Below are 15,159 nucleotides of genomic sequence, written 5' to 3' on the forward strand. Positions count from 1 at the left end.
GAAGCCGGCATTTGATAATTGTTTGCATTTGCACGTCAAGGCACTTAAGGATTGAAATGAAGTTTCTCTGCCCCTCCGACGCCCTCGCCCCCAACTGCAGCCTGGGGTTTGATCTGGACGGCTGCAAGCTGCTGGCAGTGCGCCGCGACGGCGTTGCCTACTTCTATATCAACCGCTGCCCCCATCGCGGTATCCCCTTGGAATGGCAGCCCGACCGCTTCCTCGACACCAGTGCCAGCCTGATCCAGTGCGCGACCCACGGTGCGCTGTTCCTGATCGAGAGCGGCGAGTGCATCGCCGGACCCTGCGCAGGCGCAAGCCTTACCGCCCTGCCCGGCCGCGAAGACGAACAGGGGCTGTGGGTGCAACTCTAGTCGAGCAGCACCTCCAGTCGACGGTCAACGAAGATTTCCTCAGGCGTAACCTTCACGCCATACGCCAGCACCTCGACGCCCGCCGCCTTTGCCTCACGCAAGGCCGCGGCATAGGCGGCGTCGATCTCCACCGCCGGGCGCACTGCGTCAATGCCGGAGAGATTGACGCAATACAGCTGCACCGCGCGCACGCCGTCACGCGCCAGGTGCGCCAATTCGCGCAAATGCTTGGCGCCGCGCTGGGTGACTGCATCGGGGAAGGCGGCAACGGGAGTGTCATCGAAACCCAGGGTCACGCTCTTGACCTCGACATAGGCCGCGCCATTCGGGTAATCCAGGCGAAAGTCGATGCGGCTTTTCTCTTGGCCGTAAGGCACTTCGCGCTTCAATGCAGTAAAGCCATTGAGCTCGACAATCACCCCGGCCAGCAACGCCTCTTCGACCAGCTGATTGGCGCGCGCGGTGTTGACACAGGCCAGCCGGCCCTGGGGCGTTTCGGCGATTTCCCAGGTGCCCGGCAATTTGCGCTTGGGGTCATTGGAACGGCTGAACCAGACCTGCCCGCCCTCGACCATGCAATTGAGCATCGAGCCGGTGTTGGGGCAGTGAATGGTCAGCAATTCGCCGGTAACGGTCTCGATATCGGTGAGAAAACGCTTGTATCGGCGAATCAGGCGCGCTTCTTCGAGGGGAGGATAAAAACGCATCAGCCTTGCCAACTCCGCAGGCCACGGGCGATCCGCTCCACCGCTTCTTGTAGCCGATCAAGGTTTTGCGTGTAGGCAAATCGCACATGGTGACCGGCTTGATAACGGCCGAAGTCCAGGCCGGGCGTAAACGCGACATGCTCGGTTTCGAGGAAGTGTCGGCAGAACGCGAAGGCATCACCGCCGAAGGCGCTGATGTCGGCGTACAGGTAGAACGCCCCTTCCGGCTCGACGGCGATGCCGAAACCCAGTTCGCGCAACGCTGGCAGCAGGAAGTCACGGCGACGGCCGAATTCGGCGCGGCGCTCTTCCAGAATGCTCAAGGTTTGCGGGGTAAAGCAGGCCAGTGCCGCATGCTGGGCCATGCTGGGCGCGCTGATGTACAGGTTCTGCGCCAACTTCTCCAACTCACCGACGGCTGCCGGTGGTGCCACCAGCCACCCCAGGCGCCAGCCGGTCATGCCGAAATACTTCGAAAAACTATTCAGGACAAACGCTTCATCATCGACCTCCAGCACGCTGGCGGCGTCGGTGCCGTAGGTGAGGCCGTGATAAATCTCGTCCACGACCAAATGGCCGTTACGGGCCTTGATGGCACTGGACAGCCCTGCCAATTCATCCCGCGTGAGGATTGTGCCGGTGGGGTTGGCCGGCGAGGCCACCAGAGCCCCCACACTGTCCTGGTCCCAATGCCTGGCAACCAGGTCGGCGGTCAGTTGATAACGGACATCGGGGCCCACCGGCACCAACTGCGCCGCCCCTTCCACCAGTCGCAGGAAGTGCCGGTTGCACGGGTAACCCGGGTCAGCCAGCAGCCAATGCTTGCCGGGGTCCACCAACAGGCTGCTGGCCAGCAGCAAGGCGCCGGAACCGCCCGGGGTAATCAAGATGCGCTCGGGATCGATGTCCAGGCGGTAGCGCTGCTGGTAGAAGCCGCTGATGGCCTCGCGCAGCTCCGGCAGGCCACGGGCCGCCGTATAGCGGGTTTTGCCGTTGGCCAATGCTGCCTGGCCGGCCTGGATGATCGGATCGGCGGTGGTGAAATCCGGTTCGCCGATTTCCAGGTGGATCACATCATGGCCGGCCGCCTGCAGCTCATTGGCTCGCGCCAGCAATGCCATGACATGAAAAGGTTCGATGGCGCGACTGCGCGCACTGTAGGGCTGAGCCATTAGCCTTCCTTAACGGTGAGGACAAAATAAGGATTCTACCGAACCCCTGGCGTAAAACATGTTCTATTGCCTGCTCGGCCGCTCAAGATGGGCCAGCAAGCGCTTGTAAAACGACTAAAATCAACACGCAGGGCGATCCATACCCAGCCAAAGCGGGCTGCTGCTGTCAGCAACCCTGGCGTGATGGCCCTCGACAACCGGGAGTGGCGCACCCTGAATCTATCTGGTAAGTTCGCCCGCTTGCAGCCGCAGGGCCGGCAGGTGTCGGTGACGTTGCAATCCTGCGCAATGGATTAGAAGAGTGAGAGGCGGTCTATTCATGTCCACCCAAGCAAAGCAACAACAATCCTCAGGCCTCAGCGGCTTCACACCCTATGTTGAGGCGAAGGGTGAGGAGTACATGAGCGAGCCCATGCGCAAGCACTTCTCCAATATCCTGAAGAAGTGGAAGCAGGACTTGATGCAGGAAGTCGACCGCACGGTTGACCATATGAAGGACGAAGCCGCCAACTTCCCGGACCCGGCCGACCGTGCCAGCCAGGAAGAGGAGTTCGCCCTCGAACTGCGCGCCCGTGATCGCGAGCGCAAGCTGATCAAGAAAATCGACAAGACGTTGCAACTGATCGAAGACGAAGAATACGGCTGGTGCGAATCCTGCGGCGTCGAGATCGGTATTCGTCGCCTGGAAGCCCGTCCTACCGCGGACCTCTGCGTAGACTGCAAGACCTTGGCTGAAATCAAGGAAAAACAGGTCGGCAAGTAATCCCGCCGAGCTGAAAGAAATGGGGCGTGCGAACGCCCCATTTTTGTTTCTGGAATTTACTGCTTTTCCAGTAGTATCCGGCCCATGACAGCCTCTACTTATATCGGGCGTTTCGCCCCCACGCCCAGCGGCCATTTGCACTTCGGCTCGCTGGTCGCCGCCCTCGCCTCCTACCTCGACGCCCGCGCCAACCACGGCCGCTGGCTGATGCGTATGGAAGACCTCGACCCGCCACGTGAAGAGCCCGGCGCCCAAACGGCGATCCTGCACGCCCTGGAAAGCTACGGCTTTGAGTGGGACGGTGAATTGGTCCGACAAAGCGAGCGGCATGATGCCTACGCCAAAGTGCTGAACGATATGTTCAACCACGGCCTGGCCTATGCGTGCACCTGCTCGCGCAAACAGCTGGAGGGCTACAACGGGATTTATCCGGGGCTGTGCCGCAATGCCGGGCATGACCAGCAAAATGCCGCCATTCGCCTGCGCGTTCCTGAGCTGGAATACCACTTTACTGACCGCGTTCAGGGTGAATTCCGACAGCACTTGGGCCGCGATGTGGGCGATTTCATCATCCGCCGCCGTGACGGCCTGTACGCCTATCAATTGGCCGTGGTCCTCGACGATGCCTGGCAAGGGGTGACCGACATCGTGCGCGGCGCTGACCTGCTCGACTCCACGCCGCGCCAGTTGTATCTGCAGGAGCTGCTGGGCCTGCGCCAACCGCGCTATCTTCACGTACCGTTGATCGTCCAGCCGGACGGTAACAAATTGGGAAAATCCTATCGTTCCCCGCCGTTGACACCTGACCAGGCCACGCCTTTGCTATTGAGAGCCCTGCGCGCGCTCGGCCAGCAACCCGGCAGCGAGTTGCTCCACGCCAGCCCACGGGAGCTGCTGGATTGGGGCATTGCGCAGTGGGATGCCAGCCGCATCCCGCGCACACTCACGTTGGCCGAAGCGCAATTGAGCTGAAGGCGCTTGCAGCTTGCCCACCATCCGTTACCATCGCCGCAGTTTTTCAATCAGAGGCCAACATGTACATCTATCGATTGGTCCTGCTGCTGGTCGTCGGGATCTACCTGTTTTCCCCCGCCATCATGGATTGGTGGATCGACGCCACGGGCGCCTGGTACCGCCCATATCTGCTGTGGCTGATCCTGATCGTCGTGACCTTTATCCTGCAGAGCCAAAAAGATGCCGATGAGCTTTAGCCTCACCCAGATGCTGCTGATCAGCGCCGCCTACCTGGCGGCGCTGTTCGGGGTCGCCTGGATCAGTGAGCGCGGAATGATTCCGCGGGCGATCATTCGCCATCCGCTGACCTACACCTTGTCCCTGGGCGTCTACGCCAGCGCCTGGGCGTTCTATGGCACGGTGGGCCTGGCCTATCAGTATGGCTACGGCTTCCTGTCCAGCTACCTCGGCGTGTCCGGCGCATTTTTGCTCGCGCCGGTGCTGCTCTACCCGATCCTGAAGATCACCCGCACCTATCAACTGTCGTCATTGGCCGACCTGTTCGCCTTCCGTTTTCGCAGCACCTGGGCCGGCGCGCTGACCACCGTTTTCATGCTGATCGGCGTACTGCCCTTGCTGGCCCTGCAGATTCAAGCGGTGGCAGACTCCATCAGCATCCTCACCCGCGAGCCCGTGCAGCACCGCGTCGCCCTGGCCTTCTGCGCGCTGATCACGCTGTTCACGATTTTCTTCGGCTCACGCCATATCGCCACCCGCGAGAAGCATGAAGGCCTGGTGTTCGCGATTGCGTTCGAGTCGGTGATCAAGCTGATCGCCATCGGCGGTGTCGGCCTTTACGCGCTCTACGGCGTGTTCGATGGCCCGCAACAGCTGGAACTGTGGCTGCTGCAAAACCAGACGGCCCTCGCCGCCCTGCACACGCCGCTGCAGGAAGGTCCATGGCGCACGCTGCTGCTGGTGTTCTTCGCCTCGGCCATTGTGATGCCGCACATGTATCACATGACTTTCACCGAGAACCTCAACCCGCGCTCGCTGGTCAGCGCCAGTTGGGGCTTGCCGCTGTTCCTGCTGCTGATGAGCCTGGCGGTGCCGCTGATCCTGTGGGCCGGCCTCAAACTCGGGGCAACGACCAATCCGGAATACTTCACCCTCGGCATCGGCATCGCTGCCAACAGCCCGGCCCTGGCGCTGCTGGCGTATGTCGGCGGCTTGTCGGCAGCCAGCGGGCTGATCATTGTCACCACGCTGGCGCTGTCGGGCATGGCGCTCAATCACCTGGTGCTGCCGCTGTACCAGCCACCGGCCGAAGGCAATATCTACCGCTGGCTGAAGTGGACGCGCCGCGCGCTGATTGTCGCCATCATCATGGCCGGCTACGGGTTCTATCTGTTGCTCGGCGCCGGACAAGACCTCGCCAACCTGGGCATCGTCGCGTTTGTCGCGACCTTGCAGTTCCTGCCGGGAGTGCTGTCGGTGCTGTACTGGCCGACGGCCAATCGACGTGGCTTCATCGCCGGGCTGCTGGCCGGAATCCTGGTGTGGCTCGTGACCATGCTGCTGCCGCTGGTCGGCAATCTGCAGGGCTTCTACATCCCGCTGCTGAACATGATCTACGTGCTGGACGACACCAGCTGGCACATGGCGGCGATTGCCTCGCTGGCGGCCAACGTGCTGATGTTCACCCTGATTTCGTTGTTCACCAACGCCAGCCCCGAAGAAACCAGCGCCGCCGAAGCCTGCGCAGTAGACAACGTGCGCCGCCCGCAGCGCCGCGAACTGCACGCCGCCTCGCCCCAGGAGTTCGCCACGCAACTGGCCAAGCCGCTGGGCGCCAAGGCCGCGCAAAAGGAGGTCGAGCAGGCGCTGCGCGACCTTTACCTGCCGTTTGACGAGCGCCGCCCGTATGCCCTGCGCCGCCTGCGTGACCGTATCGAAGCCAACCTGTCCGGCCTGATGGGCCCCAGCGTGTCCCAGGACATCGTCGAAACCTTTTTGCCCTACAAGGCCGGCGGCGAAAACTACGTCACCGAAGACATCCATTTCATCGAGAGCCGGCTGGAGGATTACCACTCACGCCTCACCGGACTGGCCGCCGAACTTGATGCCCTGCGTCGCTACCACCGCCAGACCCTGCAGGAACTGCCGATGGGCGTGTGCTCGCTGGCCAAGGATCAAGAGATCCTGATGTGGAACAAGGCCATGGAAGAACTCACCGGCATCGCCGCACAACGGGTGGTCGGCTCGCGCCTCAACACCCTGGGCGATCCGTGGAAAGAACTGCTGCAAGGCTTTATCAACCTGCCCGACGAGCACTTGCACAAGCAGCATCTGGCCCTTGACGGCCAGACCCGCTGGCTCAACCTGCACAAAGCCGCCATCGACGAGCCGCTGGCCCCCGGCAACAGCGGCCTGGTGCTGCTGGTCGAAGACTTGACCGACACGCAGATGCTCGAAGACAAGCTGGTGCACTCCGAGCGCCTGGCCAGCATCGGTCGCCTGGCCGCAGGCGTGGCCCATGAAATCGGCAATCCGATCACCGGTATCGCTTGCCTGGCGCAGAACCTGCGCGAAGAGCGCGAGGAAGACGGCGAAATCACCGAGATCAGCGGGCAAATACTCGAACAGACCAAGCGAGTCTCGCGCATCGTGCAGTCGCTGATGAGCTTTGCCCATGCCGGGGCCCATCAGAATCAGGACGAGGCCGTGTGCCTGGCCGAGGTGGCGCAGGATGCCATTGGGCTGCTGGCCTTGAACCGGCGTAATTTCGAAGTACAGTTCTTCAACTTGTGCGACCCCGACCACTGGGTCGACGGCGACTCACAACGCCTGGCCCAAGTGCTGATCAACCTGCTGTCCAACGCCCGTGACGCGTCGCCGCCGCACAGCGCGGTACGCGTCAAGAGCGAGGCTTTCGAGCACACGGTCGACCTGATCGTGGAGGATGAAGGCAGCGGCATTCCACAGAACATCATGGACCGATTGTTCGAACCCTTCTTCACCACCAAGGATCCGGGTGAAGGTACCGGTCTGGGCCTTGCACTGGTCTATTCCATCGTTGAAGAGCATTATGGACAAATCACCATCGACAGCCCGGCTGACACCGAAAGCCAACGCGGCACCCGTATTCGGGTGACCTTGCCGCGTCATGTCGAAGCGACGTCCGCTGTGAACTGAGACCGTCGAGAGAATTGAATCAATGCCGCACATTTTGATCGTCGAAGACGAAACCATTATCCGCTCTGCCTTGCGTCGCCTGCTTGAACGTAATCAGTACCAGGTCAGCGAAGCCGGCTCGGTGCAGGAAGCCCAGGAGCGGTTCAGCATTCCCACGTTCGACCTGATTGTCAGTGACCTGCGCCTGCCGGGCGCGCCTGGCACCGAGTTGATCAAGCTTGGCCAGGGCACCCCGGTGCTGATCATGACCAGCTACGCCAGCCTGCGCTCGGCGGTGGACTCCATGAAGATGGGCGCGGTGGACTACATCGCCAAGCCTTTCGACCACGATGAAATGCTCCAGGCCGTGGCCCGCATCCTGCGTGACCGCCAGTCGGCCAGCAGCGCTCCTGCCGAACAGCGCCCCGCCGGTAAAGCGGCCAACGGCGCCGACAAGCCGGGCGTCGACAACAGTAACGGCGAGATCGGCATCATCGGCTCCTGCCCACCGATGCAGGACCTGTACAGCAAGATCCGCAAGGTCGCGCCGACTGATTCCAATGTACTGATCCAGGGCGAGTCGGGTACCGGTAAAGAACTGGTAGCCCGCGCCCTGCACAACCTCTCCAAGCGCGCCAAGGCACCGATGATCTCGGTGAACTGCGCGGCGATCCCCGAATCGCTGATCGAGTCCGAGCTGTTCGGGCACGAGAAAGGCGCGTTCACCGGCGCCAGCGCCGGCCGTGCAGGTTTGGTCGAAGCGGCGGACGGCGGCACATTGTTCCTCGATGAAATCGGTGAGCTGCCCCTGGAAGCCCAGGCGCGCCTGCTGCGCGTGCTGCAGGAAGGCGAGATTCGCCGCGTCGGTTCGGTGCAATCGCAGAAGGTGGATGTGCGCCTGATCGCAGCCACGCACCGTGACCTGAAGAGCCTGGCCAAGATCGGCCAGTTCCGTGAAGACTTGTATTACCGCTTGCACGTGATCGCCCTCAAGCTGCCGGCCCTGCGCGAGCGTGGCGCCGACGTCAACGAGATCGCCAACGCGTTCCTGCTGCGCCAGAGCGCCCGCATCAACCGTACCGACCTCAAGTTCGCCCCGGATGCCGAGCAGGCCATTCGGCATTACTCGTGGCCGGGTAACGTGCGTGAACTGGAGAATGCAGTCGAACGTGCGGTGATTCTGTCGGAGAGCCCGGAGATTTCCGCCGAGCTGCTGGGCATCGATATCGAGCTCAGTGACCTTGAGGATGACGACTTCATCGGCCTGGCCCCACAACAGGGCGGCGGTAGTAATACCAGCCACGAGCCGACGGAGGATTTGTCACTGGAAGACTACTTCCAGCATTTCGTCCTTGAGCACCAGGACCACATGACCGAAACCGAACTGGCACGCAAGCTGGGCGTGAGCCGCAAGTGCCTGTGGGAACGGCGCCAGCGCCTGGGCATCCCACGGCGCAAGACCGGGGTGGCCAGCGAGAGTTGAGGGTGCGCCCCCACAGGTAACACCCTCAGATGTGAAAAAACTGTTACCGCTGATTTTTCACGTAACAAAAGCCGGGGCTTACGGTAACGAAGCCCCGGCTTTTTTTCGCCCGTCGAAAACCCAAAACCGCCTCAAACCCCTGCTTTTGCTGGGCGGCACAAAAGTTGGCACGCACCCTGCTATATGCTTAGTACAAAAACAATAACAAGCTTTGTACAAGACAATAAAAATAAGACGAATCGACTCACGCACAATAAAAACAACACGGCGGAGGCGCAGCTAACTGATTCTTTTGGAGAGGCGTTGCATTTGGGGCTTGCCCCGCAACCAGGCCGAGAACAACAAAAACTGCCCTAAGGCAGAGCCTGAACTGGTTGGATCGTAGATCAGCAACTCAGCGACCAAAGCAATCCGTTTGCTCTTGACTCCCGATTGGGAGTGTCATGAAGGTGAAGCTTCATGGCGAGGGCGATCAACAAAAACAAGAAGCCCGAAATCAATAATAAAAATAGAGCACGCAACTACTTCTGGGGGAGCTTCGGCTCCCCTTGTAGTTTCCGCATGAAAACTCGAGCATTTGACGATTTAAGGCTTATGGCGCAAGGCCTGCAGCTTGTTCCTACACCATCCCCTGACTAAATGCTAGAATCCCCGCCCATCATGCGGTCATTCTTCGTTATGGCCGAACATTCCTTCAAACAGTGCATCCCATGCTGAAGAAGTTGTTCCAGTCATTCCGTTCTCCCTTGCGTCGTACGCAACACAAACGCAGCACGCCTGAAGTGCTCAATAGCAGCCAGCATTCGCTGCAGCGCGCTCAGTTCAGCCGTTATGCAGTGAACATCGTCGAACGTTTGCAGAACGCCGGCTACCAGGCTTATCTGGTCGGCGGTTGCGTACGCGACATGTTGCTCAATATCACACCCAAGGATTTCGACGTCGCCACCAGCGCCACGCCTGAACAGGTCCGTGCCGAGTTTCGCAATGCGCGCATCATCGGCCGCCGCTTCAAGCTGGTGCATATCCACTTCGGCCGCGAAATCATTGAGGTGGCGACCTTCCGCGCCGGCCACCCGCAAAACGATGAAGAGGAAGACACCAACCAGTCTTCCCGCAACGAAAGCGGGCGCATCCTGCGCGACAACGTCTATGGCACCCTGGAAGAAGATGCGCAGCGCCGCGACTTCACCATCAACGCCCTGTATTACGACCCGGTCAGCGAGCGCATTCTCGATTACGCCAATGGCGTGCACGACATCCGCAACAACCTGATCCGCCTGATCGGCGACCCGGTGCAGCGCTACCAGGAAGATCCGGTGCGCATGCTGCGGGCCGTGCGTTTCGCCGCCAAGCTCAACTTCGGCATCGAAAAGCACACGGCCGCGCCGATCCGCGACCTGGCACCGATGCTGCGCGAGATTCCTTCGGCGCGCCTGTTCGAGGAAGTACTCAAGCTGTTCCTCTCGGGCTACGCTGCCGACACCTTCGAAATGCTCGTCGACCTGCAGCTGTTCGATCCGCTGTTCCCGGCCAGTGCCGAGGCGTTGGAATACAACCCGACGTACACCCACACGCTGATCAGCGAAGCGCTGATCAATACCGACTTGCGCATCAAGCAGAACAAACCGGTGACCCCGGCGTTCCTGTTTGCCGCGCTGTTGTGGCCGGCCCTGCCCAAACGCGTACTGCGCCTGCAAGAGCGTGGCATGCCGCCGATTCCGGCCATGCAGGAAGCGGCTCATGAGTTGATCGCCGAGCAGTGCCAGCGCATCGCCATTCCGAAACGCTTTACCCTGCCGATCCGCGAGATCTGGGACATGCAGGAGCGCCTGCCACGCCGCAGCGGCAAGCGCGCCGACCTGCTGTTGGACAACCCGCGCTTCCGTGCCGGCTACGATTTCCTGCTGTTGCGCGAAAGCGCCGGCGAGCAGACCGATGGCCTGGGTGAATGGTGGACCGACTACCAGGACGCCAATGAAAGCCAGCGCCGCGACATGATTCGCGACCTTGGCAGCAAGGGCGAGAGCGCCGGCGAAGGGCCGAAGAAACGTCGTCGCAGCGGTACTAAGCGCAAGCGCAGCGCCGCCGATGCCTCGGGCGCCGCAGGCGAATAAACGTGGAACGTATCTACATCGGCATGGGCAGTAACCTGGCCGCCCCGGATCAGCAATTGCGCAGCGCCATCGAAGCGCTCGCACAACTACCGGGGACCACCGTCGCCGGTGTGTCGGCGTTTTACCAAAGCGATTCCCTGCTCCCGGGCCAACCGCGCTACACCAACGCGGTGGCGGCCCTGGACAGCAGCCTGGCGCCCCTTGAGCTGCTGGATGCGCTGCAAGCCATCGAAAACGATCAGGGCCGCGAGCGCCTCGAGCGCTGGGGGCCGCGCACACTGGACCTGGACATCCTGCTGTTTGGCGATCGCCTGATCGACGAGCCGCGCCTCAAGGTGCCCCATTACCAGATGCACCTGCGCGCGTTTGTGCTGTACCCGCTGGCTGAGTTGGCGCCCGCATCGCTGCAAATGCCCAACGGTCAAACGCTCAACGACTTGCTGACCGCCTGCCCGTTTGTCGGCCTGGAACGCTTGCCCCAAAACTGACTCAATCAATGTGGGAGCTGGCTTGCCTGCGATAGCATCACCTCGGTTTCACTGAAAGACCGAGGCGCCTGCATCGCAGGCAAGCCAGCTCCCACATTTTGTTCACCTACGCCCTCAAAATCCCTTTCCCACTTGCTGAATCGCGTCAGTAACAGCGGTAACACCGCCATCGTAACAATGCGGTAACACATCCAATTGACTTCCCGTGTCCTCCTCACGACTATAGGCGTCCCGCTGCCGCCAACCCGGCGCTGAAGGGCGCAATCCAGGCCTTATAAGCACTGCTCTCAAGACAGTGCGCCTGTATAAACGAAGACTCACGCGCGTTACTCGCTGTTTCCAAGCGCCTGAACGAGGACCCTTTTCATGCCAGACATTACCCTGACCACCTTGCAGAGCCTCAAGCTCAAAGGTGAAAAAATCACCATGCTCACCTGCTATGACGCCACCTTCGCCCAAGCCAGTTGCCAGGCCGGGGTTGAAGTGTTGCTGGTAGGTGACTCCCTGGGCATGGTTCTTCAAGGGAATGACAGCACGCTGCCCGTCACCACCGATGAACTCGCCTATCACACCGCCAGCGTCAAGCGCGGCAACGACGGCGCATTTATCATTGCCGACCTGCCGTTCATGGATTACGCCACTGTCGAGCAGACGTTCCACAACGCTGGCAAACTGATGCGCGCCGGTGCGCACATGGTCAAAGTGGAAGGCGCCGTATGGCTCGCCGAGTCGATTCGCCTGCTGGCTGAACGCGGCGTGCCGGTCTGTGCACATATGGGCCTTACGCCACAGTCGGTGAACATCCTCGGCGGCTACAAGGTACAAGGCCGCAACGAAGCCCAGGCGCGCCAGATGCGTGCCGATGCCATCGCACTGGAACAAGCCGGCGCGGCGATGATCCTGCTCGAATGCGTGCCCAGCGAACTGGCAGCGGAAATCACCCAGGCCGTTAAAGTGCCGGTGATCGGTATTGGCGCAGGCTCGGCCACCGATGGCCAGGTCTTGGTGCTGCACGACATGCTCGGCCTGTCGCTCACCGGCCGCGTGCCGAAATTCGTGAAAAACTTCATGACCGGCCAGGACAGCATCCACGCCGCGCTGAGCGCCTATGTCGCCGAAGTCAAAGGCGTGACCTTCCCCGGCGCCGAACACGGATTCTCTGCATGAACACCGTAAAAACCGTCCGCGAACTGCGGGCTGCCGTCGCCCATGCCCGTAAAGCCGGCAAACGCATCGGCTTCGTGCCCACCATGGGCAACCTGCACAGCGGCCACGCCACCCTGGTGACCAAAGCCGCGCAACAGGCTGACTTCGTCGTCGCGAGCATCTTCGTCAACCCACTGCAGTTCGGCGCTGGCGAAGACTTGGACAAATACCCGCGGACCTTGGCCGCGGACCAGGAAAAGCTCCTGCAAGCCGGCTGCAACCTGTTGTTCGCGCCGACCGTCGAGGAAATGTACCCCGGCGGTATGAGCGGCCAGACCCGCGTCAGCGTCCCGCAGTTGTCCGAAGGCCTGTGCGGCGCCAGTCGTCCCGGGCACTTCGAGGGCGTGGCGACGGTGGTCAGCAAGCTGTTCAACATGGTCCAGCCGGACATGGCCGTGTTCGGCCAGAAGGACTACCAGCAACTGGCGGTGATTCGCGCCATGGTCCATGACCTGAACATGCCGATCCAGATCATCGGCGAACCGACCGTGCGTGCCGACGACGGCCTGGCGCTCTCATCGCGCAACGGTTACCTCAGCGATGAGCAACGCGCCATCGCCCCGGTGCTGTACCGCAGCCTCGGCCAGATCGCCGCCGCCATCAAAGGCGGTGACCACGATTTCGCCACGCTGCGCGCCGAACAGGTCCGGCAGATCGAAGCCGCCGGGCTGCGCCTGGATTACCTTGAAGTGCGCCAGGGCGTAAACCTGCGCCCGGCCACGCCCGAGGACCGCGATGTGGTGATCCTGGTCGCCGCCTATCTGGGCGCTACCCGCCTCATCGACAACATGCACCTGAACCTCTGATCCCCCCGCCAGTTGCCCTCCTCGCTGTGCCGGTATAAAAAAGTACCGGCCACAGCGCAGACAAAGCCAAGACATATCGACACGCTAGGTTTAATGTAATCGCCCTGCGCTATGGTTAGCGCTGTCCGGAACCCGCCCTTGATGAAAGACTGGACGTTCCGGGCTTTGAAGTGTCCTAAAGGCAGTCCCCGTAATAAAAGGAAACCCGCAGCGATGGCGTACTACCGCACTCCTCATGACGTTACCGCTCTGCCCGCCTGGCAAGCGCTCAATCAACATCGCCAAGCCATGCAGGATTTCAGCATGCGCGAAGCGTTCACTGCCGATCCCCAGCGTTTTTCCCAGTTCACCTTGAGCAGCTGCGGACTTTTCCTCGATTACTCGAAAAACCTGATCACCAGCGAAACCCGCGACCTGCTGGTGGGCCTGGCCAAGGAAGTGAATCTCAAAGGCGCGATCGACGCCCTGTACGCCGGCGAGCCAGTCAACTCCTCCGAAGGCCGCCCGGCCCTGCACACCGCACTGCGCCGCCCGGTGGGCGACAAGCTGTCGGTCAACGGCGTGAACATCATGCCGGACGTGCACAAGGTGCTGAACCAGATCACTGACCTGGTCGGCCGCATCCACGACGGCCTATGGCGTGGCTACACCGAGAAGCCGATCACCGACGTGGTGAACATCGGTATCGGTGGCTCGTTCCTCGGCCCGGAGCTGGTCTCCGAAGCGCTGTTGTCCTACGCCCATAAAGGCGTGCGCTGCCACTACCTGGCGAATATCGACGGCAGTGAGTTCCACGAACTGACCATGAAGCTGCGCGCCGAGACCACGCTGTTTATCGTCTCGTCGAAGTCCTTCAACACCCTCGAAACCCTGAAGAATGCCCAGGCCGCCCGCGCCTGGTACCTGGCCCAGGGTGGCTCGGAAGCCGAGCTGTATCGCCATTTCATCGCCGTATCGAGCAACAACGCGGCAGCGGTGGCCTTCGGTATTCGCGAAGAGAACATCTTCCCGATGTGGGACTGGGTCGGCGGTCGTTACTCGCTGTGGTCGGCCATAGGCCTGCCCATCGCCCTGGCCATCGGCATGTCCAACTTCAAGGAGCTGCTGTCCGGTGCCTACACCATGGACCAGCACTTCCAGAACGCCCCGTTCGAGTCGAACATGCCGGTGCTGCTGGGCCTGCTGGGCGTGTGGTACGGCAACTTCTGGGGCGCGCAGAGCCATGCGATCCTGCCGTACGACCACTACCTGCGTAACATCACCAAGCATTTGCAACAGCTGGACATGGAATCCAACGGCAAGAGCGTGCGCCAGGATGGCACGCCGGTGTCCACCGATACCGGCCCGGTGATCTGGGGCGGCGTCGGCTGCAACGGTCAGCACGCGTACCACCAGTTGCTGCACCAGGGGACCCAACTGATTCCGGCTGACTTCATCGTGCCGATTGTCAGCTTCAACCCGGTGTCCGATCACCATCAGTGGCTGTACGCCAACTGCCTGTCCCAGAGCCAGGCGCTGATGCTCGGCAAGACCCGCAGCGAAGCCGAAGCCGAACTGCGCGACAAAGGCCTGCCGGAAGCCGAAGTGCAGAAACTGGCGCCACACAAGGTGATCCCGGGCAACCGCCCGAGCAACACCCTTGTGGTCGAACGGATCAGCCCGCGCCGCCTGGGCGCGCTGGTGGCGATGTATGAGCACAAGGTGTTCGTGCAGAGCGTGATCTGGGGCATCAACGCCTTCGACCAATGGGGCGTGGAGCTGGGCAAGGAGCTGGGCAAGGGCGTCTACAACCGTCTGACCGGCGCCGAAGAAACCTCCGCCGAGGATGCTTCGACCCAGGGCCTGATCAACTACTTCCGCGGTCGTCACCGCGGTTAAAGGGATCGGCACTACACTTACGGTCTGAACCTGCGGGAGC

13 protein-coding genes are annotated in these 15,159 nt (G+C 61.5%); 11 read left to right on the top strand and 2 right to left on the bottom strand.

Annotated elements, in window-relative coordinates:
* Positions 1-56: 56 nt before the first annotated feature.
* Positions 57-374, top strand: coding sequence for a Rieske (2Fe-2S) protein (locus tag AC07OJ_RS29060; protein WP_495095696.1), 318 nt, complete (start codon positions 57-59; stop codon positions 372-374).
* Here the strand turns inward: AC07OJ_RS29060 and sfsA are convergent.
* Complete coding sequence (gene sfsA / locus AC07OJ_RS29065; protein ID WP_065910302.1) at positions 371-1,081, bottom strand: DNA/RNA nuclease SfsA; 711 nt, start codon at positions 1,079-1,081, stop codon at positions 371-373. The two genes, AC07OJ_RS29060 and sfsA, sit on opposite strands and share 4 nt — an antisense overlap.
* A complete protein-coding gene (locus AC07OJ_RS29070; RefSeq protein WP_065910300.1) occupies positions 1,081-2,253 on the bottom strand; it encodes a pyridoxal phosphate-dependent aminotransferase in 1,173 nt (390 codons plus the stop codon). Before AC07OJ_RS29070 ends, sfsA begins: the two co-directional genes overlap by 1 nt.
* A gap of 319 nt (positions 2,254-2,572) precedes the next feature.
* Here AC07OJ_RS29070 and dksA point away from each other — a divergent pair, with 319 nt between their 5' ends.
* The 10 genes from dksA to pgi all read left to right on the top strand — a co-directional run bounded on the left by dksA (position 2,573) and on the right by pgi (position 15,119).
* Positions 2,573-3,016 (top strand): RNA polymerase-binding protein DksA, encoded by a 444-nt coding sequence (gene dksA, locus AC07OJ_RS29075; RefSeq protein ID WP_065910298.1) that lies wholly within the window; start codon positions 2,573-2,575, stop codon positions 3,014-3,016.
* A gap of 84 nt (positions 3,017-3,100) precedes the next feature.
* On the top strand, positions 3,101-3,988 hold the full coding sequence (gene gluQRS, locus AC07OJ_RS29080; protein ID WP_262135300.1) for a tRNA glutamyl-Q(34) synthetase GluQRS: 888 nt from the start codon (positions 3,101-3,103) through the stop codon (positions 3,986-3,988).
* A 62-nt stretch (positions 3,989-4,050) separates the two neighbouring features.
* Positions 4,051-4,227 (top strand): hypothetical protein, encoded by a 177-nt coding sequence (locus tag AC07OJ_RS29085; RefSeq protein ID WP_003176118.1) that lies wholly within the window; start codon positions 4,051-4,053, stop codon positions 4,225-4,227.
* A complete protein-coding gene (locus tag AC07OJ_RS29090; protein ID WP_168167075.1) occupies positions 4,211-7,165 on the top strand; it encodes a sensor histidine kinase in 2,955 nt (984 codons plus the stop codon). Before AC07OJ_RS29085 ends, AC07OJ_RS29090 begins: the two co-directional genes overlap by 17 nt.
* 22 nt (positions 7,166-7,187) lie before the next feature.
* Positions 7,188-8,627 (top strand): sigma-54-dependent transcriptional regulator, encoded by a 1,440-nt coding sequence (locus AC07OJ_RS29095; RefSeq protein ID WP_065910292.1) that lies wholly within the window; start codon positions 7,188-7,190, stop codon positions 8,625-8,627.
* A gap of 710 nt (positions 8,628-9,337) precedes the next feature.
* On the top strand, positions 9,338-10,741 hold the full coding sequence (locus AC07OJ_RS29100; protein ID WP_065910290.1) for a polynucleotide adenylyltransferase PcnB: 1,404 nt from the start codon (positions 9,338-9,340) through the stop codon (positions 10,739-10,741).
* 2 nt (positions 10,742-10,743) lie between these two features.
* Positions 10,744-11,229 (top strand): 2-amino-4-hydroxy-6-hydroxymethyldihydropteridine diphosphokinase, encoded by a 486-nt coding sequence (folK, locus tag AC07OJ_RS29105; protein WP_065910288.1) that lies wholly within the window; start codon positions 10,744-10,746, stop codon positions 11,227-11,229.
* 366 nt (positions 11,230-11,595) lie between these two features.
* The gene (panB, locus tag AC07OJ_RS29110) at positions 11,596-12,396 is read left to right on the top strand and encodes a 3-methyl-2-oxobutanoate hydroxymethyltransferase (RefSeq protein WP_495095697.1); all 801 of its coding nucleotides are present in this window, start codon (positions 11,596-11,598) and stop codon (positions 12,394-12,396) included.
* The gene (gene panC / locus AC07OJ_RS29115) at positions 12,393-13,241 is read left to right on the top strand and encodes a pantoate--beta-alanine ligase (protein WP_495095698.1); all 849 of its coding nucleotides are present in this window, start codon (positions 12,393-12,395) and stop codon (positions 13,239-13,241) included. Before panB ends, panC begins: the two co-directional genes overlap by 4 nt.
* Before the next feature lie 213 nt (positions 13,242-13,454).
* Positions 13,455-15,119 (top strand): glucose-6-phosphate isomerase, encoded by a 1,665-nt coding sequence (pgi, locus tag AC07OJ_RS29120; RefSeq protein ID WP_065910282.1) that lies wholly within the window; start codon positions 13,455-13,457, stop codon positions 15,117-15,119.
* Positions 15,120-15,159 lie beyond the last annotated feature (40 nt).

It is taken from the genome of Pseudomonas sp. GW821-FHT09C08 (assembly GCF_059418125.1).

Bases quoted from the DNA above. Each gene is read 5' to 3' on its own strand.
- AC07OJ_RS29060 (WP_495095696.1), top strand. From the start codon at position 57: ATGAAGTTTCTCTGCCCCTCCGACGCCCTCGCCCCCAACTGCAGCCTG.
- sfsA (WP_065910302.1), bottom strand. From the start codon at position 1,081: ATGCGTTTTTATCCTCCCCTCGAAGAAGCGCGCCTGATTCGCCGATAC.
- AC07OJ_RS29070 (WP_065910300.1), bottom strand. From the start codon at position 2,253: ATGGCTCAGCCCTACAGTGCGCGCAGTCGCGCCATCGAACCTTTTCAT.
- dksA (WP_065910298.1), top strand. From the start codon at position 2,573: ATGTCCACCCAAGCAAAGCAACAACAATCCTCAGGCCTCAGCGGCTTC.
- gluQRS (WP_262135300.1), top strand. From the start codon at position 3,101: ATGACAGCCTCTACTTATATCGGGCGTTTCGCCCCCACGCCCAGCGGC.
- AC07OJ_RS29085 (WP_003176118.1), top strand. From the start codon at position 4,051: ATGTACATCTATCGATTGGTCCTGCTGCTGGTCGTCGGGATCTACCTG.
- AC07OJ_RS29090 (WP_168167075.1), top strand. From the start codon at position 4,211: ATGCCGATGAGCTTTAGCCTCACCCAGATGCTGCTGATCAGCGCCGCC.
- AC07OJ_RS29095 (WP_065910292.1), top strand. From the start codon at position 7,188: ATGCCGCACATTTTGATCGTCGAAGACGAAACCATTATCCGCTCTGCC.
- AC07OJ_RS29100 (WP_065910290.1), top strand. From the start codon at position 9,338: ATGCTGAAGAAGTTGTTCCAGTCATTCCGTTCTCCCTTGCGTCGTACG.
- panB (WP_495095697.1), top strand. From the start codon at position 11,596: ATGCCAGACATTACCCTGACCACCTTGCAGAGCCTCAAGCTCAAAGGT.
- panC (WP_495095698.1), top strand. From the start codon at position 12,393: ATGAACACCGTAAAAACCGTCCGCGAACTGCGGGCTGCCGTCGCCCAT.
- pgi (WP_065910282.1), top strand. From the start codon at position 13,455: ATGGCGTACTACCGCACTCCTCATGACGTTACCGCTCTGCCCGCCTGG.